General features: G+C 70.7%; 23 protein-coding genes. 8 read left to right on the top strand and 15 right to left on the bottom strand.

Annotated elements, in window-relative coordinates; genetic code table 11:
- Positions 1-100: 100 nt before the first annotated feature.
- The 3 genes from AB0B40_RS29430 to AB0B40_RS29420 all read left to right on the top strand — a co-directional run bounded on the left by AB0B40_RS29430 (position 101) and on the right by AB0B40_RS29420 (position 3,482).
- Positions 101-1,945, top strand: coding sequence for a trypsin-like serine protease (locus AB0B40_RS29430; RefSeq protein WP_362266463.1), 1,845 nt, complete (start codon positions 101-103; stop codon positions 1,943-1,945).
- A 225-nt stretch (positions 1,946-2,170) separates the two neighbouring features.
- Positions 2,171-2,770 carry a histidine phosphatase family protein gene (locus AB0B40_RS29425; protein WP_345052596.1) on the top strand — a complete coding sequence of 200 codons (600 nt, stop codon included), beginning with the start codon at positions 2,171-2,173 and terminating at the stop codon, positions 2,768-2,770.
- 88 nt (positions 2,771-2,858) lie between these two features.
- Entirely contained in the window at positions 2,859-3,482 is a 624-nt protein-coding gene (locus AB0B40_RS29420) for a hypothetical protein (RefSeq protein ID WP_362266460.1), read from the top strand.
- A gap of 465 nt (positions 3,483-3,947) precedes the next feature.
- Here the strand turns inward: AB0B40_RS29420 and AB0B40_RS29415 are convergent, their stop codons facing one another.
- The 14 genes from AB0B40_RS29415 to AB0B40_RS29350 form a co-directional block, all read right to left on the bottom strand.
- Positions 3,948-4,343: a hypothetical protein gene (locus AB0B40_RS29415; RefSeq protein ID WP_345052592.1), complete on the bottom strand. Its 396-nt coding sequence runs from the start codon at positions 4,341-4,343 to the stop codon at positions 3,948-3,950.
- Entirely contained in the window at positions 4,343-4,564 is a 222-nt protein-coding gene (locus AB0B40_RS29410; RefSeq protein WP_362266458.1) for a hypothetical protein, read from the bottom strand. Before AB0B40_RS29410 ends, AB0B40_RS29415 begins: the two co-directional genes overlap by 1 nt.
- A gap of 90 nt (positions 4,565-4,654) precedes the next feature.
- On the bottom strand, positions 4,655-5,506 hold the full coding sequence (locus AB0B40_RS29405) for a helix-turn-helix transcriptional regulator (protein ID WP_362266455.1): 852 nt from the start codon (positions 5,504-5,506) through the stop codon (positions 4,655-4,657).
- 13 nt (positions 5,507-5,519) lie between these two features.
- The gene (locus tag AB0B40_RS29400) at positions 5,520-6,044 is read right to left on the bottom strand and encodes a DUF6879 family protein (protein ID WP_345052588.1); all 525 of its coding nucleotides are present in this window, start codon (positions 6,042-6,044) and stop codon (positions 5,520-5,522) included.
- Positions 6,016-6,258, bottom strand: a complete 243-nt coding sequence (locus AB0B40_RS29395; protein WP_345052585.1) for a hypothetical protein — start codon at positions 6,256-6,258, stop codon at positions 6,016-6,018. Before AB0B40_RS29395 ends, AB0B40_RS29400 begins: the two co-directional genes overlap by 29 nt.
- A 349-nt stretch (positions 6,259-6,607) precedes the next feature.
- On the bottom strand, positions 6,608-7,759 hold the full coding sequence (locus AB0B40_RS29390; protein ID WP_345052583.1) for a M23 family metallopeptidase: 1,152 nt from the start codon (positions 7,757-7,759) through the stop codon (positions 6,608-6,610).
- A 387-nt stretch (positions 7,760-8,146) separates the two neighbouring features.
- Positions 8,147-9,514, bottom strand: a complete 1,368-nt coding sequence (locus AB0B40_RS29385; RefSeq protein WP_345052578.1) for a nucleobase:cation symporter-2 family protein — start codon at positions 9,512-9,514, stop codon at positions 8,147-8,149.
- Between the two features lie 275 nt (positions 9,515-9,789).
- A complete protein-coding gene (locus AB0B40_RS29380; protein ID WP_362266452.1) occupies positions 9,790-11,175 on the bottom strand; it encodes an 8-oxoguanine deaminase in 1,386 nt (461 codons plus the stop codon).
- Positions 11,176-11,245: 70 nt separating this feature from the next.
- Positions 11,246-12,664, bottom strand: coding sequence for a nucleobase:cation symporter-2 family protein (locus AB0B40_RS29375; protein ID WP_362266450.1), 1,419 nt, complete (start codon positions 12,662-12,664; stop codon positions 11,246-11,248).
- 64 nt (positions 12,665-12,728) lie between these two features.
- Positions 12,729-13,652, bottom strand: a complete 924-nt coding sequence (pucL, locus tag AB0B40_RS29370) for a factor-independent urate hydroxylase (protein WP_345052569.1) — start codon at positions 13,650-13,652, stop codon at positions 12,729-12,731.
- A gap of 3 nt (positions 13,653-13,655) precedes the next feature.
- Positions 13,656-14,051 (bottom strand): hydroxyisourate hydrolase, encoded by a 396-nt coding sequence (gene uraH, locus AB0B40_RS29365; RefSeq protein WP_345052567.1) that lies wholly within the window; start codon positions 14,049-14,051, stop codon positions 13,656-13,658.
- A gap of 4 nt (positions 14,052-14,055) precedes the next feature.
- On the bottom strand, positions 14,056-14,568 hold the full coding sequence (uraD, locus tag AB0B40_RS29360; protein ID WP_345052564.1) for a 2-oxo-4-hydroxy-4-carboxy-5-ureidoimidazoline decarboxylase: 513 nt from the start codon (positions 14,566-14,568) through the stop codon (positions 14,056-14,058).
- 231 nt (positions 14,569-14,799) lie between these two features.
- Complete coding sequence (locus AB0B40_RS29355) at positions 14,800-15,111, bottom strand: helix-turn-helix domain-containing protein (protein WP_362266500.1); 312 nt, start codon at positions 15,109-15,111, stop codon at positions 14,800-14,802.
- A gap of 47 nt (positions 15,112-15,158) precedes the next feature.
- Positions 15,159-15,422 (bottom strand): thiamine-binding protein, encoded by a 264-nt coding sequence (locus tag AB0B40_RS29350; protein ID WP_345052561.1) that lies wholly within the window; start codon positions 15,420-15,422, stop codon positions 15,159-15,161.
- A 148-nt stretch (positions 15,423-15,570) separates the two neighbouring features.
- On the opposite strand from AB0B40_RS29350, the gene AB0B40_RS29345 reads away from it, so the two are divergent.
- The 4 genes from AB0B40_RS29345 to AB0B40_RS29330 all read left to right on the top strand — a co-directional run bounded on the left by AB0B40_RS29345 (position 15,571) and on the right by AB0B40_RS29330 (position 19,612).
- Positions 15,571-16,401 carry a TIM barrel protein gene (locus AB0B40_RS29345; RefSeq protein WP_345052558.1) on the top strand — a complete coding sequence of 277 codons (831 nt, stop codon included), beginning with the start codon at positions 15,571-15,573 and terminating at the stop codon, positions 16,399-16,401.
- 42 nt (positions 16,402-16,443) lie between these two features.
- Positions 16,444-17,334 carry a 2-hydroxy-3-oxopropionate reductase gene (locus AB0B40_RS29340; protein ID WP_345052555.1) on the top strand — a complete coding sequence of 297 codons (891 nt, stop codon included), beginning with the start codon at positions 16,444-16,446 and terminating at the stop codon, positions 17,332-17,334.
- 171 nt (positions 17,335-17,505) lie between these two features.
- On the top strand, positions 17,506-18,969 hold the full coding sequence (locus tag AB0B40_RS29335) for a catalase (protein ID WP_345052552.1): 1,464 nt from the start codon (positions 17,506-17,508) through the stop codon (positions 18,967-18,969).
- A 409-nt stretch (positions 18,970-19,378) separates the two neighbouring features.
- On the top strand, positions 19,379-19,612 hold the full coding sequence (locus AB0B40_RS29330; RefSeq protein ID WP_345052550.1) for a hypothetical protein: 234 nt from the start codon (positions 19,379-19,381) through the stop codon (positions 19,610-19,612).
- 442 nt (positions 19,613-20,054) lie between these two features.
- Here the strand turns inward: AB0B40_RS29330 and gcl are convergent, their stop codons facing one another.
- Positions 20,055-21,842 (bottom strand): glyoxylate carboligase, encoded by a 1,788-nt coding sequence (gene gcl / locus AB0B40_RS29325; RefSeq protein ID WP_362266446.1) that lies wholly within the window; start codon positions 21,840-21,842, stop codon positions 20,055-20,057.
- Positions 21,843-22,080: 238 nt separating this feature from the next.
- On the opposite strand from gcl, the gene AB0B40_RS29320 reads away from it, so the two are divergent.
- Entirely contained in the window at positions 22,081-22,875 is a 795-nt protein-coding gene (locus AB0B40_RS29320) for a hypothetical protein (RefSeq protein ID WP_362266444.1), read from the top strand.
- Positions 22,876-22,957 lie beyond the last annotated feature (82 nt).

Below are 22,957 nucleotides of genomic sequence, written 5' to 3'. Positions count from 1 at the left end.
CGCACGAGGCGGGGCGGGCGCACCAGCCGTCGGTGCGCCTCCGACCAGCGCCGCAGCACCGCCCCGGTCCGGTTCCAGCCGATGACCAGGGGGAGCATCAGTGTTCTCGTACGGACGACTGTTCTCGTACGGACGACAGCGTGTCGCGCACGGAAGCGGGTGGCGCCGGACGGGCGTCGCCGTGCTGTGCGCAGCGCTGACCGCACTCGCGGTGCCGGCAGCGCAGGCCGATCCCGCGCCGCCCGCGCCCACCGCCGGTCAGGAGGCCCGGCAGGCCGCCCGGTTCTGGACGGCGCAGCGCATGGCCGGGGCCCGCCCGCTGGACGAGGTCCGGCACACACCCTCGCCGCCGGGGGCGTCGGCCGCGGCGGCGGCCCGGCCGAAGGGCACCCTGTTCAAGGGGACCCGGCTGGTCGGGACGTTCTTCGGCTCCGACGGGCCGAGCGGCACCACCTGGCACTGCACGGGCAGCGTGATCGACACCCCGGCCCGGAACATCGTGCTCACCGCCGCCCACTGCGCGCTGAACATGAAGGGCGACTACATCTTCGTCCCGAAGTTCGTCAAGGGCGCCGGCCCCGACCAGCAGCCGTACGGCATCTTCCCGATCCAGCGCGTCTTCATCGACCCCCGGTACGTGCCCGACCAGGGCTCGACGACCACCAAGAAGGCGGCCTCCGACCTGGACACCGCGTTCACCCGGGTCTCGGCCAACCAGCAGGGCAAGTCCCTCCAGGACGCGGTGGGCGGCGGCCTGACCTTCACCCGGCCCTCCGGCTACAGCCACCGCGTCACCGTCGTCGGCTACCCCTCCTACCGGAACAACAGCGCGGGGCGCGCGGTCAAGTGCACGGTCCCGACGAAACAGCTGCCCGGCTACCGGCAGTTGTCGATGACCTGCGGCGGCTACTACGGCGGGGTCTCCGGCAGCCCGTGGATCACCGACTACCAGGACGACGCCGGCACCGGGCACGTCATCGGCAACCTCGGCGGCTACAACGGCGGCGGCAACGACGCGAACGTCGACTACATCAGCTACGCCACCGCGTTCGGCGCGGACGCCGCGAACCTCCTCGCCGACGCCGTCGCCGACCAGGCCCCGCCCGCCGACCTGCCCTCGTACCGGGGTGTGCAGGGCGCGCTCGCGGGCGGCGCGGGACGCTGGCGCAACGCGGCGCTCATGGCCTCCGGCGACTACACCGGCGACCGGCACGGCGATCTGCTCGTGGTCTGGTCCGACGGCGCGGTCACCCTGCACCCCGGCGACGGCAGGGGCGGGTTCGGTGCCGAGAAGCGGCTGATGAAGGCCAACTCCACCTGGACGCACGCGCGGACCCTCACCGGCGGCGCCTTCGCCGGCGGCGACCGGTCGAGCCTGCTGGTGCGCTGGTCCGACGGCGAGGCCACCCTCTACCCGCAGCCCGGCACCTCCGGCCTCGGCCGGGAGATCCGGATGGCGGCACCCGGCTCCCTGTGGAAGAACGCCGCCCAGTTCGCCTCCGGACCGTTCGGCGCCGACCAGGGCCCCGGCCTGCTGGTCCGCTGGGCCGACGGCGCGCTCACCCTCTACACCGGGGTCACGACCGGCGGCTTCGGCACCGGCACCCGGCTCGTCGAGGCCAACGGCACCTGGACCAGGGCCGGCCTGCTCACCGGCGGCGACTTCGGCGGCACGGCCGGCGGGGACCTGCTGGTGCGCTGGACCGACGGCGCGCTCGACACGTACACCGACACCTCCACCGCGGGCCCCGGCACCAAGTCCCGGGTACTCGGCCCGAACAGCCTCTGGAAGCACGCCCAGGTCCTGACGGCCGGCGACTTCCGCCACGGCCGCTCCGGCGACGACCTGATCGTGCGCTGGTCCGACGGGGAGACCACGCTGTACGCCGACACCGGCACCAAGACCCTCGGCACCGAGCACACACTGGTCCACCCCGGCACCTGAGCGCACCGTACGCGGCACGAAGGGCGCGGACACCCGGTGCGTACGGCGGAGCGAGGCCGTCTTCCGGGCACCGCACGACAGCCGCCCCGCGGTCCTGTCCGTCACGGACGCGCACGGGAAGGCCGCCACGCCGGACGCCTGCGGGACACCCTCGCCATGACGTCCCCCGGCCGTCTGGCGCAGTCCGCCCTGCGGACGGAGGCGACCCTGTGACACCGTGCCGTCATGGGTGACCTCTTTCTGGTCCGGCACGGGGAGACCGAGTGGTCGCGGTCCGGGCGGCACACCGGCTGGACCGACGTACCTCTCACCGAGCACGGGCGGGCGGAGGCGCGGCGGCTGGTACCGCTGATCCGCTCGAAGCGGATCGGGGCCGCCTTCGTCAGCCCCCTGCGGCGGGCCCGCGAGACCGCCCGGCTCATCGGCCTCCCGGACGCCCGCGTCGACGCCGACCTGCGGGAGTGGGACTACGGCGGGTACGAGGGCGTGACCACACCGGAGATCCAGCGGACCCGGCCCGGCTGGTTCCTCTTCACGGACGGCGTCGCGCCGGGCCCGCCGGACCACCCGGGCGAGACCCCGGAGCAGGTCGGGGAACGCGCCGACCGGATGCTGGCCAAGGCCGACGCCGCCCTCGCCGACACCGACGGGGCGGTCGTGCTGATCGCCCACGGTCACTTCCTGCGGGTCCTCACCGCCCGACGGCTGGGCCTCGGACCCCGGCACGGCGCCCTCTTCCAGTTGTCGACGGGGACGCTGTGCCGCCTCGGCACCGAGCACGGGCGACCGGTGATCGCGGGGTGGAACATCCGGCCCGGGGAGTAGGAACGCGTTGTCGGACCCGGGCCGTACGCTGCGAACGGACCGCCCGCCCGGTGGTCCGGCACAGCGACGGCGCGGAGAGGAGCATCCCGTGACGCGACCGCCGACCGCCGCGCAGCGGCGGGTGATCGAGGCCGCCGATCCGGTCACCGGCCGGATGCGCGGGACGGCGAACCAGCTCGCGGCGCTGGTGTCGCGGGGGCTCGCCTTCCGCCATCCCCGGCCGCCGCACGACCACTTCCTCACCCCCGCGGGCCACCGGATGCGGGAGGCGGTACCCGAGGCACCGGCACCGGCCGGGCCCGCGCCGGACACCGGGGTGTTCGCGGCCCGCGTCGGCGGCGAGGAGGAGCCGCCACCCGGCCCGGCCCGGCGGCGCGAGGTGCACAGTGCCTGGCAGGGGCTGCTGGAGCTGCGCCGGATGACGAATCCCGACGGCGCCGTGGACCGGCCGTGCGGATGGGAACGGACCAACCTGGTCCGGGCCGCGGCGCTCGCGCTGGAGGCGGCCGGGCGGCGTCCGGCGAGCGGGGACGCGGACGGCTACCGGGTCCGGGCGACCCCGCAGCCGGAGGCGGTCGCGGTGCACGCAGCGGACCCGCGGACGCTGGCCGCCTGCGCGGACACGCTGGAGCGGGCCGGCTGGCAGACCGGCGAGTACACCGAGCCACGGACGAGAGCGCGCTACCTGCTGGCCTCGCCGCGCCGGGTGTGACAAGCATGCCAGGATCGGTCGAACGCCAGAATCGAACGCGAGAAGGGCGAGCAGTGACCGAACCGTTTTCCGTCCGTATGACCGTCCGCGGGTACGAGACCGACACCCAGGGACACCTCAACCAGTCGGTGTACCTCAACTAGGTGGGTTGTGCACTTGCATAGGCTGCGTCTGACCTGCGAATACGAAAAAGCCCCGCTCACTGGCGACGGGGGCGTCTGTGAGCGGGGCTCTGCCGTCCCTACCCGCGAGGAAGCGGATAGGGATGGATCCTCATCCCGGACCAAGGGGGTTGGAGACAGGACGAGGGGCTTTCAGGGCCCCCGCCTCCCGGGCTTGTGATGAGCAGCAGGAGACGGGGGCTTCGGACGCTGGCGGGGGTCAGGCTCGGCAGGACCTCACCCTCTGACCTAACCCCCGCCGCGCCCTCCGCGGGCCAGACGCACGGGCGTCCAGCACGCGCGTCTAGGGGGTGTGTGCCGGCGCGCTGCGCCAGTAGTGGGGCACTGCCGTACCGTCCCGCAGGATCCTGCCGGCGTGGTCAACGCCGTCGCTGTGGCCTTCCAGGACGCACGTAACGACTTCGCCCTCCGCTACGTCCTTTGCGCCGCATTTGGGGCCGAGGAACGGCTCCGGGAGAGGCCGCGCAAGGTCGCGCGGCAGACTGAATCGCTGCGACGTGACGATCCGGAACCGGTTAGTTCCCGCCCGCTCCGTCAGCGCCCGCGCCACCTCGACGGGGTCGTCATCGTCCTCTAGCGGCACCTGCAAGCCTCGTCCCGCGATTTCGAGGTACCGCAGCTTGGGAAGGTCGAACAACTCGTCCGCGGATGCAATCTCCGGATACGGTCGGCGCTCCATCACTCCCCCGCCCCCTGCCCGTCGTGGTGCCGGCGCATTCGCACCCGGAGGTCCGACGCCTTCGACGGGTCGTAGTCGGGGCTGTTCGGACGCTCGACGCGGTTGATCTGCCGGGTGATGGCGACACACTCGGCACATCCTTGCTTCGGTTCCGCAGCCGGGTAGTCCCACGGATACGGCAGCGTGATCGGAACATCACTCAGAACCGTTTCTAATGCCATCCCTCGTCACCTCCGTGCGTCGTCTCACGGACGACACCAGGTCGGTATGAGAGGGGAATTCCACGAAGTTCTATGAGGTTCTATGACCGTTCAGTCGAGCGAGTCAATCGCCGTCGAGATGAGGCTCCGGGCGTCGGCACCGAAGACTGCCAGCGCCGACATTTCCTCGAAGGCGCGGGCGTACATACTGATCTCACCGGGCGCCGTAACCGTCACGGCTGCCGTCAGTAGCTCGACTGATACTCGACTCTCGTCGAACATCGTGAACGCCTCCAGCGTCCACATGGACCGCTCGCGCCCTGCGGGGATGATGCCGACGGAGACAGCCGGCAGCGCCATCACAGACAGCAGGTGACCGAGTTGCCCGGCCATCACGGCAGCGTCACCAACGACGTGACGAAGGACAGACTCCTCCAGCAGGAATGCGAACCGGTGTCCGCCTCCCCGGATGATGTGTGACCGCTCCACTCGTGCTGTTGCTGCGTCCTCGACGTCGTCCGGTGTGCCGTGAACGCGAGCGATGTCGGTCAGCAGCGCTGCGGCGTACTCGTAGGTCTGAGCGAATCCTGGGATCACAGTGGAGCTGTAGACGCGGAACGTCCGCGTGCGTTCGTAGAGCGGGACGCGCGACTCTTGCAACCTCCGGAGTCCGGAACGTTGCACGCGGCGCCATTCCAAGTACATAGAATCCGCGGTGCGGTTTGCCGCCAACAGGTCCGGGATCTGGTCCTCTGCTTCGCAGGCACGGCACCACATGCGGATGTCGTCGTCTGACGGAGGCGTTGTCGCGCTCTGAAGTCGGGATACCTTCGACGGCTGCCACCCTGCGCGTGCCGCCACCTCCCTACCCGACAGTCCCGCGTCACGGCGGATCTCGCGAAGCTTCTCCGCGATAGCGCGGCGAGCCTCGTCAAGGGCGGCTGAGGGGTAGGGAGACTGCATCGGCGGGCGGCGCTCAGATCCTGTAGTCCGCGTGCCGAATCGCGCGCTGCCAAACCGCCTCGAAGGCTTCGGCGTGGCGCTTCACGACGTCGGGCGCGTCCTCCATGACGTCCTGGACGAACCGTCCGTCGCCGTCGAACAGGCTGAAGCGAATAAAGCGGTCATCGAAGATCCACAGATCGTTGCCCGGAAGCAACAGGTCCGACGCCAGTCGACGCGGGAGCCACCGAACGTCTTCGCCGGCTGCAAGGTTCTGCGGCGTGCACGAGTACTCATAGCGGATGTACTCGCTTGCCGGCTCCGAGACGACCCGGGCACGGCGCATGACGACCCCGCGGCCCACGGCGTCCGCCACGGCATCGTGGAAGCCGTTCCACCACGACGATCGGTGGTCGAGGTTGTACGTCCGTCCATCACGCCAGGCGGCGAAGTCCTCGTCTTCCTCGACAACCCCGTAGACGTCGCGCGTCTCCAGGTGGACAGCGGAGCGACGGCAGGCGGCGAGTAGCTCAGCGAACGGTGGAACCGTCTGCGGCATCGCACGCCTCCCTGATCTGCTGCACCATGCGGGCGGGCAGCCGGACGACCGCCTCCGTGTCGGGGATCGGCCCCGTCTGAAGGCATTCTGCCTGGAGAGACTCATCCGCCTTCCACCCTTGGAACACGAACTCTTGCCGCTCCTCGTCGAGCCACACCGTCGGGCAGTGGTCCCCGTTGGTCTCCGGGTCTTTCCCAAATGATCGTAGAGCCATGGTCATCCCCTCCGTCACGTGGATTGCGCAATGTTCTACGCACCATCACGCCGACGGGCGCGGGCGTCAAGGGTGCCTAGAGCCAACCGGCAACACGCATCCGCTGTCGCCAGGCGCGTCCGTGCGCGGGCGTGCAGTACCTCCGCAGGCGGCCGGCTCCCGGCACCTGCGCGATGTCGGCCCCGCAGTGAAGGCAAGCCGTCAGCTGCTGCTTCGCGGTCCTCGTGGCGTCCATAGTTGCTCCTCCTGAAAGTCATAGGGGCGCCCCATCAGCCATGTCGGCCGACGGGGCGCAGGGTAGGAGTGTGCGTGCCGCCTCATCCCTGGCGGAGAGGCGGCGGGGTGTGCGTCAGACCCAACGGCCGACGTCGAGCGCGCGGCCCGTGTCGGCGTCGTAAGCCTCGATGCGCTTGTCGACGACGCCGCGGAGTTCCTGGCCGTCGAGAGTCGTTGTGCTGGTGACGTGTACGTTGATGTTGGGAGAGCCGCTCTTCGCGGCGCGGATGTCGGCCCACTGGGATCCGGTGAAGACCGGCTCCGGGGAACCAGTCCCGTTGGCGACGAGGGAGAGACCCGTCGGGAGGTAGCCGCCTTGGTCGTACCAGTGCGGGAATCGGCTGAGCCACTTCCCGTAGGCCGCGGAAGGAGATCCGTAGTCGGGGCGGCTCTTGATGTAGTCCATGCCCCACCGGATCTGGGTGGCGGGATTCGTCCTCCAGTCGGGGCCGGCGGACTGCATCTTTGACCCGGGCAGGGCCTGCGGGATGCCGTAGGCACCGGAACTGGGGTTCTCCGCGTTCCAGCGCCATCCGGACTCGCCCGTCCAGAGCCGATCCAGGGACGGCCACTCGCCCGTGTCCCATCCGAAGTACTTCAGTTGGGACTTGGCGAAGTTCTTAGCCGCCGCGATGCTCTGGCTTACCTTGCCGCCCGTGCGGATGCTCTCCAGGTACGGCATGGGGTCGACGGCACGCCCGTTGACCCTCGCCTCCAGATGGAGGTGGGGGCCGGTGACGTTACCCGTCGCGCCCACCTGGCCGATGACGTCGCCCTGGCCGACCACCTGCCCCAGACCCGCGAGGATCTTGGACATGTGGGCGTAGAGGTAGTGGAGCTTTCCGCCGTGGTCAATCTCCAGATGGTAGCCATACGGCCCGTCGGTTCCGACGCCGATGACCGTTCCGCCGTCGACCGCGTGGACTGGCGTTCCGACGGCTGCCGGGAAGTCCAGGCCCGTGTGATGGCCGGAGGACCACATGGGGCCGGCCACACCGAAGCGCGTGCCGTAGGGCACGTTGACGGGCTTGATCCACTGTCCGACTCCGCCTCCGCCGAAGATCATGCTCTGCACGGCGTTGGTGAGCATGTCCTTCAGGCCAGCGGACATCTTCTCCGGGATCCCGGTGAGCACACGGCCCATACGGTGCGCGCCGACGCCATCCACGACGTGGGACAGAGTCGGCTTGATCAGTCCTGCCCAGACCTTGCCCGGGTGGATCATCAGGTCGCTCAGCCTGCGCGGCGCAGAGGCTACCTCGCGGAGCGCAAGCTGGTCGCCGGTCCACGGGGGGTGCTCGAGGAACTGGCGACGGACGCCGCGCTGCTCGGCCCGTAGACCGTGGGAAGACGCCGGACACCCCGGGCGGCCGTCGAGGTGCTGTCCGTCCCCAGGGACCGGGCACCGGCGCAGCCGCGCGACGTCGCCCCGTGGCCCGTGCCGCGAGCGGCGGTCGCGCGGTCCGGCCGGACGCGGGTGAGTTCGCTCGCGCGCAACGGCGGCTCGCCGCGCGGCTTCGGGCGAAGTCGTGCGGCCACCGCACACGACGGCCGGGGGTCACGGGGCCGTGCCCGCCTCCCCCGGCCTGTCGGCCGGCCCCGGTGGGCGGGCTCAGCGGACGGCGGCGATCTCCTGGCCCGCCTCCATGGGATGGGTGACGTCCTGGGCCTCGCCGCCCTTGCCGAGGTGGTTGAAGAGGAGGTTGAGCACCACGGCCGTGACGCAGCCCGTGGAGATGCCCGAGTCCAGGACGATCTTCGCCGTCTCGGGGAAGGCGTGGTAGAACCCCGGCGCGGTGATCGGGATGATGCCGACCGCGAGGGAGACGGCCACGATCAGGACGTTGTTGTCCTTGTCCAGGCCCGCCCGGACGAGGGTCTGGATACCGCTCGCGGCGACCGAGCCGAACAGGACGACACCGGCGCCGCCGAGCACCGGGCGGGGCACGACCGCGATGAGCGAGGCGGCCATCGGGCACAGGCCCATCAGCACCAGGAAGCCGCCGCCGGCGGCGACCACGAACCGGCTGCGGATCCGCGTCATCGCGACCAGGCCGATGTTCTGGGCGAAGGCGCTGCACATGAAGCCGTTGAAGAGCGGGCTCAGCGCGGAGCCGAGGGTGTCGGCGCGCAGGCCGGCCGCGATGGTCTTCTCGTCGGCGGGGCGTTCGACGATCTCGCCCAGCGCCAGCATGTCGGCGGTCGACTCGGTCATCGAGACCACCATCACCACGCACAGCGAGAGGATCGCGGCGAGCTGGAACTGCGGGGCGCCGAAGTGGAACGGCGTGGGGAAGCCGACCACGTCGGCCTGGGCGACGGGGCTGAAGTCCGTGACGCCGAACGGTATCGCGACGAGCGTGCCGGCGATCAGGCCGATCAGGACGGCGATCTGCTTGACGAAGCCGCGGGTGAAGCGGCGCAGCAGCAGGACGATCAGCAGGGTGACGCCGGCGAGGGTGAGATAGGTCGTCGAACCGTAGTCGTCGGCCCTGGGATCGGGGCCCTGGGCCCAGCCGAAGGCGACCGGGAGGAGGGAGACGCCGATCAGGGTGATGACGGAGCCGGTGACCACCGGCGGGAAGAAGCGGACCGCCTTGCAGAACACCGGGGCGGCGAGGAAGCCGAGCAGGCCGGCGACGATGACCGCGCCGAAGATGATCGGCAGCGCGTCGGACTTGTCGTCGGTCGAGGCGACGATCGCGGTCATGGGGGCGACCCCGGCGAAGGTGACGCCGTTGACGAACGGCAGCCGGGCGCCGATCTTCCAGAAGCCGAGGGTCTGGAGGAAGGTGGCGAGACCGGCGGTGAACAGGCAGGCGCCGGTGAGGAAGGTCAGCTCGGTGGCGGACAGGCCGATGGCCGCGCCGACGATGAGCGGTGGGGCGACGACTCCGGCGTACATGGCGGCCACGTGCTGCAGGCCGCTGGTCGCCATCTTGAGGGCGGGGAGTTTCTCGTCAACTGGGTGGACGGTCACGGCGGTTCCTCCGGGCGGTTAACACGTCGTCGTCGACGCGGGTTTCTAGGAGGTGGTGCGTGTGGTCGTGCGGGACCGTGACGGGGGGAGAGATGAGCGGTGGACGAGCCGTGTGGGGGTGACCGTCTCCGGGGCGCGCGTTCGCGCGCTCGCCCCGGAGACGGCTGCCGTGGATCCCGCTCGGATCCACGGCTCCGGCCGAGAGCCGTCCCTCCCGGCCGGAGTCTTCAGGACCCACCCTGCGATGGGTCGGCCCGGTGTGACCGGGCGGCGGGTCAGGCCTGCGCGGCGATGCGGGCCAGGCGCTGGGCCTCCTCGCGGGTGCTTGCGGCGACGGCGTCCTCGTCGACGGTGAGCAGGCGGCCGTTGTCGACGATCTGCCGGCCGTTGACGAAGGAGGCGGTCACCGGGGCCGCGGCGCCGAACACGAGCGCGGTCACCGGGTCGGCGATGGAGGCGTGGGCGAGCGTGTCCATCTTCCACAGCACCACGTCGGCCAGCTTGCCGGGCTCGAGCGAACCGACCTGCCCGGCCCGGCCGAGCACCTGGGCGCCGCCGAAGGTGCCGAGCCGCAGCGCCTGGCGGGCGTTGAGCGCGGCCTCACGGTGGGCGCCGAGGCGGTTGATCAGCAGGGCGTTGCGCAGTTCGGTGTGGAGTTCGCCGGACTCGTTGGAGGCGGTGCCGTCGACGCCGAGGCCGACCGGGACGCCCGCCCTCAGCATGTCGGGGACGCGGGCGATACCGGCGGCGAGGCGGGCGTTGGACGACGGGCAGTGGGCGACACCGGTCTTCGTGCGGGCGAAGGCCGCGATGTCGGAGTCGTTCATGTGGACGCAGTGCGCCATCCACACGTCCTCACCGAGCCAGCCCGTGGACTCGAAGTAGTCGGTGGGGCCCATGCCGAACAACTCGTGGCAGAACTTCTCCTCCTCCACGGTCTCCGAGCCGTGGGTGTGCAGCCGCACGCCGAGCCGGCGCGCCAGCTCAGCACCCTGGCGCATGAGTTCGGTGGAGACGGAGAACGGCGAGCAGGGCGCGACGGCCACCTGTGTCATGGCGTCGAAGGAGGCGTCGTGGTGCTTCTTGACGGTCTCCTCCGTGCCGGCGAGCGCGCCCTCCAGCGTCTCGACGGCGAAGTCCGGCGGCAGGCCGCCGTCCTTCTCGCTGCGGTCCATCGATCCGCGGGCCAGCGTGAAGCGGACGCCCATCTCGGCGGCGGCCCGGATGATCGAGCCGGACAGGTCACCGGAGCCCTGCGGGTAGACGTAGTGGTGGTCCATGGCGGTGGTGACACCGCCCCGGGCCATCATGGCGAGCGAGCCCTGCGCGGCCGTGTACGTCATCTGCTCGTCGATGCGCGCCCAGGTGGGGTAGAGCGCGACCAGCCAGTTGAACAGGTTGTGGTCGGTGGCCAGGCCCCGGGTGATCCACTGGTAGAAGTGGTGATGGGTGTTGACCAGACCCGGCGTGGCCAGATGGCCGCTCGCGTCGATCCGGCGTACCACGTTCTCCAGGCTCTCGGGGGCCTTGCCCGCGCCCAGCGACTCGATCCGGTTGCCGGCGAGGACGAGGTACCCGGAGGCGTACTCAGTGTCGCCGGCGTCGACGGTCGCGATCGCGCAGTTCTCGATGACGATGCGCTGGTCTGCCGATGCTGCCATGGTGCTTCCTTGTCTTTCAGTGGCGGCCCGTGAGCCGAAGGGGTACGCACGGGGAGGGCACGGCAGGACCCTAGGAGGATTTGAGTGCCGGAGCGGGCCGAGCGGGGCCGCTCCGGGTGCCGAGATGGTGGAAGAACAGGTTGAGCAGGACCGCGACGAGTGCGCCCGCGCTGATGCCGGAGCCGAGCACGGTCTGCGCCCACGCCGGGAAGCCGGCGTAGAAGGTCGGGGCGGCCAGCGGGATGATGCCGGCGCCGAGCGCCACGGCCACCAGGACGATGTTGGAGCTGTCGTCCAGGCCCGCCTCCGACAGCGTACGGATGCCGCTGACGGCGATCGAGCCGAAGAGCACGATGCCCGCCCCGCCGAGGACCGGCAGGGGGACCAGGGAGACGACCGCGCCGAGGACCGGGAAGGCGCCGAGGACCAGCAGGGTGCCGCCGGCGACGGCGACGACGTAGCGGCTGCGCACCCGGGTGAGGGAGACGACGCCGACGTTCTGGGCGAAGGCGGAGGTGGGGAAGCCGCCGAAGACGGGGCCGAGCAGGGTGGCGATACCGTCGGTGCGCAGGCCGCGGGTGATGGTCCCGGAGTCGGCGCGGCGGTCGCAGATCTCGCCGAGGGCGAGCATGCCGGCGCTCGACTCGGTCATCAGCACCAGCATCACGATGCACAGCGAGAGGACGGCCGCGGGCTGGAACTCGGGGGCGCCGAAGGCGAACGGGGTGGGCAGCGCGGCGACGGGCGCCGACGTCAGGCCGCTGAAGTCGGCCATGCCGAAGGGCAGCGCGGCCAGGGTGCCGACGAGCAGCCCGAGCAGCAGGGCGACCTGCTTGACGAAGCCCCTGCCGAAGCGCTGGATCAGCAGGATGACGGCGAGGGTGAACCCGGCGAGCGCGAGGTGCCGCATGGCGCCGAAGTCGGCGGCGGTCCTGTCGCCGCCCTGCGCCCAGCTCACCGGGACGGGCATCAGCGTGACGCCGATCAGGGTGATGACGACACCGGTGACCAGGGGCGGGAAGAAGCGGAGCAGCCGGCCGAAGAACGGGCCGAGGGCCAGGCAGAAGGCACCGGCGACCATCACCGCGCCGTAGATCGCGGGGAGTTGGTGTCCTTTGCCGTTGGTCTCGGCGATCGCGAGGATCGGGGCGATTCCGGCGGAGGAGGCGGCGTTGACGAAGGGCAGCCGGTTGCCGACGACTCCCTTGACGCCGATGGTCTGGAGGATGGTCGCGACGCCGGCGATGAGCAGGCTCGCGGCGATCAGCCGGGTGCGGGCCGCGATGTCGAGTCCGCAGGCCTGGCCGATGATGAGCGGAGGAGTGACAACGCCCGCGTACATCGCGGCGATGTGCTGGAGCGCGGCCGGGACGAGCCGCGAGAAGCGGAGCTTCTCGTCCACCGGGTGCACGGACGTGACGGCGTCCTCGGTGTGCACCGGCGGGGTGGAACACGGGGCTGTGGCGGGCCCCTTCGCAGGCTGTGCCATTTTGTTCCCTCCGGTGTCGCGGGCCCCCGGCCCGGGTGGCGGGGCCGGGGGCGCGCGTCCCGCGTCAGAGGTTGGTCATGTCGACCGGGATGAGGGCCTCACAACCGTCCCGCAGGATGGTGGCCTCGATGAGGCCGTAGGGGCGGTCGGCGGCGTAGTAGACCTCGTTGTCGTTCTTCAGTCCGAACGGCTCCAGGTCGACCAGGAAGTGGTGCTTGTTCGGCAGCGAGAAGCGGACCTCGTCGATCTCGCTGCGGTTGTTGATGATGCGCGCGCCCATCTGGTACAGCGTCTGCTGCAGGGAGAGGGAGTAGGTCTCGGCGAAGGCCTGGAGCATGTGCTTCTTGACCTGCTCGTAGGACTTCTCCCAGTTGGGCGCCTTCTGCTCGTCGTCGGTCCAGTTGAACCGCCAGCGGCCGGAGACCTGGGTCGCCAGGATGCGGTCGTACGCCTCCTGCAGGGTGGTGTACTTGTCCTTGACGTAGCCCCAGAACTCGGAGTTGGTCGAGTTCATCACGACCAGGTCCTTCAGACCGGAGACGACCTCCCACTTCTCACCGTCGTAGGTGATCTGGGTGACGCGGGTCTCCTGGCCCTTGCGGACGAAGGAGTGCTTGACCTCGTCGGCGCCGATGAACTTGGAGTTGGCGTCGGAGGTCTCGATCCGCTCCCAGGCGTACTCCTCGATCCGGATCCGGGCCTGGTGGATCGGCTCCTGCGAGGTGACGAAGTGCCGGGCGAGGTGGATGCCGAACTGCTCGGCGGACTCGATGCCGTACTCCTTGGCGAACGCGTACACCGTGTTCTTGGTGGTGTCGGTCGGCAGGACGTTGGCGTTCGAGCCGGAGTAGTGGACCTCTTCCATGTCGCCGCTCAGCGCCACGGACACGTTGAGGTCCTTGATGTGATGGGTGGCGCCGTCCCGCGTGATCTTGACGACTCGGTTCTCGGCCTTGCCGTACTGGTTCTGTCCCAGGATGGTCGGCATTAGCTAGCTCCCTCGGTAAACGGAGTAGCCGAACGGGTTGAGCAGCAGCGGTACGTGGTAGTGCTCGCCCGGTACGACGGCGAACGTGATCGCCACCTCCGGGAAGAACACCGCCGGTCCGCTGTCCCGGTTCGCGGGGGCGTCCTGCTGCGCATCGGCTTGCTTTTTCTCGAAGTACGGCTCCACCGCGAAATCGAGCCGTACGTGGGTCGTCCCTTCCGGCAGCGCCGGCAGGTCCTTGCACCGGCCGTCGGCGTCGGTCGCGGAGTCGCCGAGTGGCTGCCAGTTCGCGTCGCGCCCGGCGCGGGCGGAGAGGTGGACGGCGACGCCCTCGGCGGGGCGGCCGGCCGAGGTGTCCAGGATGTGCGTGGACACGGAGGCGGTGGTGCTGGTGCTCATGGTGTCAGGCGTCCTCTTCGACGAGTCGGGCCAGTCGGATGCGGTTGATCTTGCCCAGCTCGGTGCGGACGATCTCCCGCTCCTGCTCCGGCGCGTTGCCGATCCGCTCCTTGACCGCGTCGCGCATCTGCTCGCCGGTCCGGCCGGTGGCGCAGATCAGGAAGACATGGCCGAACTTCTCCTGGTAGGCGAGGTTGAGTTCGAGCATCTCCGCCTTGAGGTCCTCGGCGGCGCCGGCCATGCCGGCCTGCTCCCTCGCCGAGGTCGGGTCGCCGGGCTCGGGTCGCCCGATCGGCGGGTGCCCGGCCATCGCCTCCTCCAGGTCCGCGGAGGTCAGCGCGGCCATGGCCGCGTCACTCGCGGTGTAGAGGTCCTCCGCGGTGGCGTAGGGACGGGCGGCGAGCAGCCGCCGTCCCCACTCGGTGGAGGCGCACGCCTCGTGGAGGGCGGCGCGGGCCGCGCGCTCCTCCAGATCGTTGAACCGGGCCAGGCCCGGGGGCGTGGAAGTCGAAGTCACGGGAGCCTCCGTGGCCGCGATGGGCCTTCGTGCTGAACGGGCTGCCGATAGCTAACGCCCTCGGAAACATCCCGTCAACACTTTGTTGAAAATTCCGCGTAACAAGCCGTGTCGGGCTCGCCGGCGCCCCGAAGGGGCGCGGGGAGCCGCGCGACCAGCCACGACGACGCCGCGGACGCACCACCACGGCAGCCGGCACGCTCCCCCGGCGGCGCCCACCCCCGGGGGGCGCTACGCGCCCTTCTCCCGGTTGAGGTAGTTGTAGACCGTGAAGCGGCTGACGCCGAGCGCGCTCGCCACCGTCTCCACACCGTGCCGCACGGCGAACGCGCCGCGCGCCTCCAGTATGCGCACGACCTCCTGCTTGGACCTGCGCTCCAGGTCGGCCAGCGGCCGGCCCTCTTTGCGCTCCATGGCGGCCAGGATGTGGTCGAGGGAGTCGGCGAGCTGGGGGAGGCGTACGGCGACGACGTCGACGCCCTCCCAGGCGAGGACGACGTCCTCGGGGCCGGCCTCGTCGGGCGGCAGCATCGCCCCGCCCATGGCGTCGACCAGCGGCTTCACCGCCGTGATGAAGGGCTCGTCCCCGCTCACCTACCGCCCTCCCCGATCCCGTCGTCGACCACGTTGACCTGGAGCGAGACCCGGGTGGCACCGGCCTCCAGGGTCTTGCGCAGCAGCGCGTCCACCGCGGTGAGCACACGGTCGGCACCGCCCTCGGCCGTGTTGCCGAAGGGACCGACGTCGACGGCGTCCAGCCCGGCCGTCTCGATGACCTCCCGCGCCACCAGGGCGTGCGCGGGCGCCTCGTCCAGGTCGAAGGGTTCGGTCGTGAACTCCACTCTCAATCGCACGCGCTCAACCTAACGCCCGGCACGGGTTTTCGGGCGGCCGGTGACGGACCCCCCTTGACAAGCAGCGACAGCCGACGGCAATCTTCCATTAAGCAGAAACGAACTTCCGTAATACGGAAACTCAACCACGGAAGGGAGCGCGGCCCGAATGGGATTCGCAGACCAGCGCTTCAACGTCAACCTGTCGATCCTCTTCACGGAACTCCCGCTCCTGGAGCGTCCCGCGGCCGCCGCCGCGGCGGGCTTCTCCGCGGTCGAGCTGTGGTGGCCCTGGGTCGACTCCCCCACCCCCGAGCAGTCCGGGCTCGACGCCCTGAAGAAGGCGATCGAGGACGCGGGCGTCCGGCTCACGGGTCTGAACTTCTACGCCGGACAGCTGCCGGGCCCGGATCGCGGTGCCCTGTCGGTCCCGGGTGAGGAGTCGGAGAGGTTCCGCGCCAACATCGATGTGGCCATCGCCTTCGGCCAGTCCCTCGGCTGCACGACGTTCAACGCCCTGTACGGCAACCGCGTCGAGGGCGTGGACCCGGCCGAGCAGGACGCGCTCGCCCTGGAGAACCTGGTCCTCGCGGCCCGGGCCGTCGGCCGGGTCGGCGGCACCATCCTGATCGAGGCCCTCAACCAGCCCGAGTCGCCGAAGTGCCCGATCGTGAGCGCACCCAAGGCGATCGAGATCGTGGACAAGGTCAACGCGGCGACGGGCCTCGGGAACGCCAAGTTCCTGATGGACCTGTACCACCTGTCCATGAACGGCGAGGACCTGCCGGCGGTCATCGAGAGCTACGCGGCGAAGACCGGACACGTGCAGATCGCCGACAACCCCGGCCGCGGCGCCCCCGGAACGGGTTCGCTCCCGCTGGAGGAGCTGCTCGACCAGCTGAGGAAGGCCGGCTACGACGGCTGGATCGGCCTGGAGTACAAGGCCGGCGACCGCCCGAGCGCCGAGTCCTTCGAGTGGCTCCCGCGCGAAGCGCGCTGAACCCCCCGACGTTGCAGAGCAGTTAGAGAGGCACCCCCGAACATGAGCACTCTTCCCAAGATCGCGTGGATCGGCCTCGGCATCATGGGCTCCCCCATGTCCGAGAACCTGATCAAGGCGGGTTACCAGGTCACCGGCTTCACCCTGGAGCAGGACAAGCTGGACCGCCTCGCCGCCGCCGGCGGCACCGCGGCCGGCTCGATCGCCGAGGCCGTGCGCGACGCCGACGTCGTGATCACCATGGTGCCCGCCTCCCCGCAGGTCGAGGCCATCGCCTACGGCGCGGACGGCATCCTGGAGAACGCGAAGCAGGGCGCCCTGCTGATCGACATGTCCTCGATCACCCCGCAGACCTCCGTGGACCTGGCCGCCGCCGCCAGGGACAAGGGCGTGCGGGTGCTGGACGCCCCGGTGTCCGGCGGTGAGGCCGGCGCCGTCGAGGCCGTGCTGTCGATCATGGTCGGCGGCGAGCAGGCCGACTTCGACCAGGCCAAGCCGATCTTCGACGCGCTCGGCAAGACCATCGTGCTGTGCGGCCCGCACGGCTCCGGCCAGACCGTGAAGGCCGCCAACCAGCTGATCGTCGCCGTGAACATCCAGGCGTGTGCCGAGGCCGTGGTCTTCCTGGAGAAGTCGGGCGTGAACCTCCAGGCCGCGCTGGACGTCCTCAACGGCGGTCTCGCCGGCTCCACCGTGCTGACGCGCAAGAAGGACAACTTCCTGAACCGCGACTTCAAGCCGGGCTTCCGCATCGACCTGCACCACAAGGACATGGGCATCGTCACCGACGCCGCCCGCAACGTCGGCGCGGCCCTGCCGGTCGGTGCCGTGGTCGCCCAGCTGGTCGCCTCCCTGCGCGCCCAGGGCGACGGCGGCCTGGACCACTCGGCCCTGCTGCGGGCCGTGGAGCGCCTGTCCGGCGCCCAGGTCTGACAGCCCCCAGAAGCTTCCGGGCCGCGGCGCCGCTGACACCTGTCCTGTCGCGCCCAGGCGTCGCCGCGGCCCGGAATCGCCTTCAACAAACTGTTGACGCTCAGATCCCTCACTTCTAGGCTCCACAAAGCGGAAACAGGTTTCCGCTGACACCCGCACGGAAGGTCCACGATGTCGAAGCGCGTGCTCACGACAGAGTCCGGCGCACCGGTCGCCGACAACCAGAACTCCGCCTCCGCCGGCGTCGGCGGCCCGCTCCTTCTCCAGGACCAGCACCTCCTGGAGAAGCTCGCGCGCTTCAACCGCGAGCGGATCCCGGAGCGTGTCGTGCATGCCCGCGGCTCCGGCGCGTACGGCCACTTCGAGGTGACGGACGACGTCACCGGTTTCACCCACGCCGACTTCCTCAGCGAGATCGGCAAGCGCACCGAGGTGTTCCTGCGCTTCTCGACGGTCGCCGACTCCCTCGGCGGCGCCGACGCGGTCCGTGACCCGCGCGGTTTCGCGGTGAAGTTCTACACCGAGGAGGGCAACTACGACCTCGTCGGCAACAACACCCCGGTGTTCTTCATCAAGGACCCGATCAAGTTCCCCGACTTCATCCACTCGCAGAAGCGGGACCCGTTCACCGGCAAGCAGGAGCCGGACAACGTCTGGGACTTCTGGGCGCACGCCCCCGAGGCCACGCACCAGGTGACCTGGCTGATGGGCGACCGCGGCATCCCGGCGTCGTACCGCCACATGAACGGCTACGGCTCGCACACCTACCAGTGGACGAACGCCCAGGGCGAGGCCTTCTTCGTCAAGTACCACTTCAAGACGAACCAGGGCATCCGCTGCCTGTCCGCCGAGCAGGGCGCCGAGCTGGCGGGCAAGGACCCCAACTCGCACCAGACGGACCTGCTCCAGGCCATCGAGCGGGGCGTGCACCCGTCCTGGACCCTGTACGTCCAGCTCATGCCGGCGGCCGAGGCGGCGGACTACCGCTTCAACCCGTTCGACCTGACCAAGGTGTGGCCGCACAGGGACTACCCGCTCCAGCGGGTCGGCCGTCTGGTGCTGGACCGCAACCCGGACAACGTCTTCGCCGAGGTCGAGCAGGCCGCGTTCTCCCCGAACAACTTCGTGCCCGGCATCGGTCCGTCCCCGGACAAGATGCTCCAGGGCCGCCTGTTCGCCTACGCGGACGCCCACCGCTACCGCCTGGGCGTCAACCACACCCAGCTCGCCGTGAACGCCCCCAAGGCGGTTCCGGGCGGCGCCCAGAACTACGGCCGCGACGGCCTCATGGCGTCCAACGCCCAGGGCCGCCACGCCAAGAACTACGAGCCGAACTCCTACGACGGCCCGGCCGAGACCGGCCGTCCGCTGGCGGCCCCGCTGGCGGTGGCCGGCTACACGGGCAGCCACGAGGCCCCGCTCCACACCAAGGACGACCACTTCTTCCAGGCGGGCGAGCTGTACCGCCTGATGTCGGAGGAGGAGAAGTCCCGCCTGATCGCCAACATCGCCGGCGGCCTCTCGCAGGTCTCCCGCGACGACGTGATCGAGAAGAACCTGGCCCACTTCCACGCCGCCGACCCCGAGTACGGCAAGCGCGTGGAGGAGGCGGTCCGCGCCCTGCGCGAGGACTGAGAGCCGGGAACGCACAAGCAGCGTACGGGATCTGACGGGAGGTCATGATCTCCGCACGCGGCCCGCGCAAACCGCCGTACGGCCCGGATGAGGGGTGGCCGTCGGGCGGTGGGCGCGGGCAGGGCGAGGACCGTGGCGGCGTGCGAGCCAGTGCGGTGGTGAAGGACCGAGTCCCCTTCTCGACCAGAGGGAAGGGCACCCGGTTCCGTCGCACCCGCCGCGGTCCCACCCAGCCCCCTTTTTCGGGGGCCACCCGCCCCGTCCGGCGGCGCGAACGACCTGTCGCGCCCAGCCTCGCGCCGTCGGACGGCTACCACGTGACAGCGAAGCGCCCCCCTGATCCGGGGGGCGCTTCGTGCTGTTCCGGCTCCGGCGTGCGCGGCGGCCGTATCCGCAGGACGCTGATCCCATGGCCAATCCGACCCACCACCCGCACATCGTGGTCCACGCCCCGGCCCTGGACGGCTCCCGGCGGGTCACCGAGGGAGACGTGACGCTGGGTCTCGCCTCGCACCTGGACGACGTCGTGGAGATCCTGCGGCTCGCCGATCTCGACCGGATCGAGGTGGAGGAGGACGACCTGATCGAATGGCAGGGCGGCGGCCCGGACGAGTGGCCCGGGCTGTCGGAGCACGAGCTGTGACGACGGCGGGTACGGCAGCGGTCGTAGCCCGGCCGCGCAACCCTCAAATCGACCTCTGAAGACGCCCGCGGGGGCTTCGGCCACCGTCGGCGGCGGGCATAGTGACGACACACGGGGACCCGCCGACACGGGGGTGGCGGGCCCCGTGCCGGGAGTACGGCGGTCCGTGTGCCGTGCCGCGCGGGATCCGTACCGAACCGCGCCGCTACGGGGGGGCAGGCCGCCGTCACCGACGCGTACCCGGCCTGCGTCCGCGGGGCCTGCCGGACGCGGTCGGGGACGGCCCCGGGAACCGGCCGCCGGCCCGGTGCTGCGACGAGACCGGGCCCGGCTGCCCACCGCCCGGCAAGGTCGGCCGAGGCCGCGGGGGCGGGTGTTTCGTGGGCATGACGAAGGGGCGGCCCGTCCCCCCGGGCGGGCCGCCCCTCGTGCGTCAGGTGTCTCAGACCTTCAGCGGCTTGATCGACGTCGGCGCGTGGCCGGGCTCCGTGGCCAGGTCCTCGAACTCGGAGATGTCGCTGATGTCCATGGTGCGGCTCATCGAGATGTTGGTGATCCGCTCCAGGATCGCCTCGACGACGACCGGCACCTGGTACTCGGCGGCCAGCTTCTTGGCCTGCTCGAAGGCGGCGCCCAGCTGGTCCGGCTCGGTGACCCGGATGGCCTTGCAGCCCAGACCCTCGGCGACCTTGACGTGATCGACGCCGTAGACACCCAGCTCCGGGGAGTTGATGTTCTCGAACTCCAGGTTCACCTGGAAGTTGATGTCCAGACCGATCTGCGCCTGGCGGATCAGCCCCAGGTAGGCGTTGTTCACCAGCACGTGGACGTAAGGGATCTTGTGCTGGGCGGCGACCGCCAGCTCCTCGATCAGGAACTGGAAGTCGTAGTCGCCGGAGAGCGCGACGACCGGCGAGTCCGGGTCGGCCTTGGCGACGCCGATCGCGGCCGGGATGGTCCAGCCCAGCGGGCCGGCCTGGCCGCAGTTGATCCAGTGGCGCGGCTTGTAGACGTGCAGCATCTGCGCGCCGGCGATCTGGGAGAGGCCGATGGTGGTGACGTACCGGGTGTCCGGGCCGAAGGCCTTGTTCATCTCCTCGTACACGCGCTGCGGCTTCATCGGCACGTTGTCGAAGTGCGTACGGCGCAGCAGCGTGGCCTTTCGCTCCTGGGTGGAGGCGACCCAGTCGGCGCGGTCGGGCAGCCTGCCGGCGGCCTTCAGCTCCTTGGCGACCTCGACGAACAGCTCCAGGGCGGCCTTGGCGTCGGAGACGACACCGTAGTCCGGCGGGAAGATCTTGCCGATCTGGGTGGGCTCGATGTCGACGTGGACGAACTTGCGCTCGCCGCGGTAGACGTCGAGCTTGTAGCCGGTGTGGCGGTTGGCCCAGCGGTTGCCGATGCCGAGGACGAAGTCCGACTCCAGGAAGTTGGCGTTGCCGTACCGGTGCGAGGTCTGCACGCCGACCATGCCGGCGTTCAGCTCGTGGTCGTCGGCCAGCACGCCCCAGCCCATCAGGGTGGGGACGACCGGGGTCTGGGTCAGCTCGGCGAACTCCACCAGCAGGTCGGCGGCGTCGGCGCCGAGGACGCCGCCGCCCGCGACGATGACGGGGCGCTCCGAGGCGAGCAGGAAGGAGACCGCCTTCTCGATCTGGGCGCGGGTCGCGGTCGGCTTGTAGACCGGGAGGGGCTCGTACGTCTCCGGGTCGAACTCGATCTCGGTGAGCTGGACGTCGATCGGCAGGTCGATCAGGACCGGGCCGGGACGGCCGGAGCGCATCAGGTGGAAGGCCTGCTGGAAGACGCCGGGGACCTGCGCGGCCTCCAGGACGGTGACCGCCATCTTGGTGACCGGCTTGGCGATCGAGGCGATGTCGACGGCCTGGAAGTCCTCCTTGTGGATCACGTGGGTGGGCGCCTGGCCCGTGATGCACAGGATCGGGACGGAGTCGCCGATGGCCGAGTACAGACCGGTGATCATGTCGGTGCCGGCCGGGCCGGAGGTGCCGATGCAGACGCCGATGTTGCCCGGCTTGGTGCGGGTGTACCCCTCGGCCATGTGCGAGGCACCCTCGACATGGCGGGCGAGGGTGTGGTTGACGCCGCCGCCTTCCTTGAGGGCCTTGTAGAACGGGTTGATCGCCGCGCCCGGCACACCGAAGGCGTCGGTGACGCCCTCGCGCTTGAGGATCTCAACTGCCGCGCGGGCAGCGGTCATACGAGCCATCGAGTACTCCTGCTTCGGCTGTCGGATGCGTACTCCCGTCGCGCCCCGCGGCGAGCACGGTCTCCAGATTCCCAGACTTCCGCATAGCGGAAATTAACTTCTACTATCTGGAAGCAATGTAGAAGGGTGGGCGAAGGCCGTCAAGAGCGGTCCGGAGAGCGGAAAGCGCCGGACAGGAATGACCGGAGGGGAGCACCATGGGGAGCGCCGTCCCGACGCGACGCCTTGGAGTGGGCCCATGCCCGAGTGCGTGCCGATGCGCTGTCCGGTCTGCCGGCGCGTACACGTCTACACCGCGCCGGCGTATCCGTGCGTGTGCGGGGCGCCGGTCGCCCCGCGACTGGATCCGGCGACCGAGCCGGCCGTGGCGGAGCACCGCGCCTGGGACGACGAGTGGCTCACCGTGGCGTGCGCCGCCTGCGGGCGGCCTGGCCACTGGCCCCACCCGGAACTCGGCTGCCCGTGCGGCACGGTGCTGCGCGTCCCCGTCGCGGGGCAGCGGCCCGAGGACACGGCGGCGGGGCCGGGGCCGGTCATGGCCGCCCCGGCGGATCCCCTCACCGGCCCGGCCGGCGGCACACCGGAACCCGGCGACGCGCCCGGCCCGGCCGGGCGCCGTGCCCCGTTCCGGCCGCACGCCGTCCGCACCGCCCGGGACGCCGTCACCACCGCGGCGCTCTATCTGCGCTGGCTCGGCTATGCGGACATCCGCCGCGCCGATCAGCGGCCCCCCAGCGGCATCGGGCTCGCCGCCCGGGGGCTCCTCGCGCAGGTGGACCCGAGCGTGCGGCCGGCCGCGCCGCGGGACGTGGAGTGCCTGTGGCTGACGGCGATGACCGAGTCGGCGCAGTGCGTGTACTTCTCCCTCGCCGGGTACACCGACGCCGCCCGGAGCGGAGCGGGCGCGCTGGGGATCGCGTTGTTCACGCTCGATCCGGCGGGCGCCCCGCAGCCGGTGAACGACGCCGCCGGCACCCTGCACGCCACGGGCGCGCCCAGGCCGGGCAGCAGGGCCCGCGACAGGCGGGGCTGAGGACCGCCGGGCCCGCGACGGGCGGGGCTGCCCGCCTCCACCGTGCACCGCATCCTGGTCCGGCACCGCCTGAACCGGCTGG

The sequence above is a fragment of the Streptomyces sp. NPDC042638 genome, assembly GCF_040647235.1.
Classification (GTDB): domain Bacteria; phylum Actinomycetota; class Actinomycetes; order Streptomycetales; family Streptomycetaceae; genus Streptomyces; species Streptomyces rameus.
This window is presented reverse-complemented; position numbering and strand designations above follow the sequence as displayed.

Bases quoted from the DNA above. Each gene is read 5' to 3' on its own strand.
- AB0B40_RS29425 (WP_345052596.1), top strand. From the start codon at position 2,171: ATGGGTGACCTCTTTCTGGTCCGGCACGGGGAGACCGAGTGGTCGCGG.
- AB0B40_RS29415 (WP_345052592.1), bottom strand. From the start codon at position 4,343: ATGGAGCGCCGACCGTATCCGGAGATTGCATCCGCGGACGAGTTGTTC.
- AB0B40_RS29410 (WP_362266458.1), bottom strand. From the start codon at position 4,564: ATGGCATTAGAAACGGTTCTGAGTGATGTTCCGATCACGCTGCCGTAT.
- AB0B40_RS29405 (WP_362266455.1), bottom strand. From the start codon at position 5,506: ATGCAGTCTCCCTACCCCTCAGCCGCCCTTGACGAGGCTCGCCGCGCT.
- AB0B40_RS29400 (WP_345052588.1), bottom strand. From the start codon at position 6,044: ATGCCGCAGACGGTTCCACCGTTCGCTGAGCTACTCGCCGCCTGCCGT.
- AB0B40_RS29395 (WP_345052585.1), bottom strand. From the start codon at position 6,258: ATGGCTCTACGATCATTTGGGAAAGACCCGGAGACCAACGGGGACCAC.
- AB0B40_RS29390 (WP_345052583.1), bottom strand. From the start codon at position 7,759: ATGATCCACCCGGGCAAGGTCTGGGCAGGACTGATCAAGCCGACTCTG.
- AB0B40_RS29380 (WP_362266452.1), bottom strand. From the start codon at position 11,175: ATGGCAGCATCGGCAGACCAGCGCATCGTCATCGAGAACTGCGCGATC.
- AB0B40_RS29375 (WP_362266450.1), bottom strand. From the start codon at position 12,664: ATGGCACAGCCTGCGAAGGGGCCCGCCACAGCCCCGTGTTCCACCCCG.
- pucL (WP_345052569.1), bottom strand. From the start codon at position 13,652: ATGCCGACCATCCTGGGACAGAACCAGTACGGCAAGGCCGAGAACCGA.
- uraH (WP_345052567.1), bottom strand. From the start codon at position 14,051: ATGAGCACCAGCACCACCGCCTCCGTGTCCACGCACATCCTGGACACC.
- AB0B40_RS29355 (WP_362266500.1), bottom strand. From the start codon at position 15,111: ATGGGCGGGGCGATGCTGCCGCCCGACGAGGCCGGCCCCGAGGACGTC.
- AB0B40_RS29345 (WP_345052558.1), top strand. From the start codon at position 15,571: ATGGGATTCGCAGACCAGCGCTTCAACGTCAACCTGTCGATCCTCTTC.
- AB0B40_RS29340 (WP_345052555.1), top strand. From the start codon at position 16,444: ATGAGCACTCTTCCCAAGATCGCGTGGATCGGCCTCGGCATCATGGGC.
- AB0B40_RS29335 (WP_345052552.1), top strand. From the start codon at position 17,506: ATGTCGAAGCGCGTGCTCACGACAGAGTCCGGCGCACCGGTCGCCGAC.
- AB0B40_RS29330 (WP_345052550.1), top strand. From the start codon at position 19,379: ATGGCCAATCCGACCCACCACCCGCACATCGTGGTCCACGCCCCGGCC.
- gcl (WP_362266446.1), bottom strand. From the start codon at position 21,842: ATGGCTCGTATGACCGCTGCCCGCGCGGCAGTTGAGATCCTCAAGCGC.
- AB0B40_RS29320 (WP_362266444.1), top strand. From the start codon at position 22,081: ATGCCCGAGTGCGTGCCGATGCGCTGTCCGGTCTGCCGGCGCGTACAC.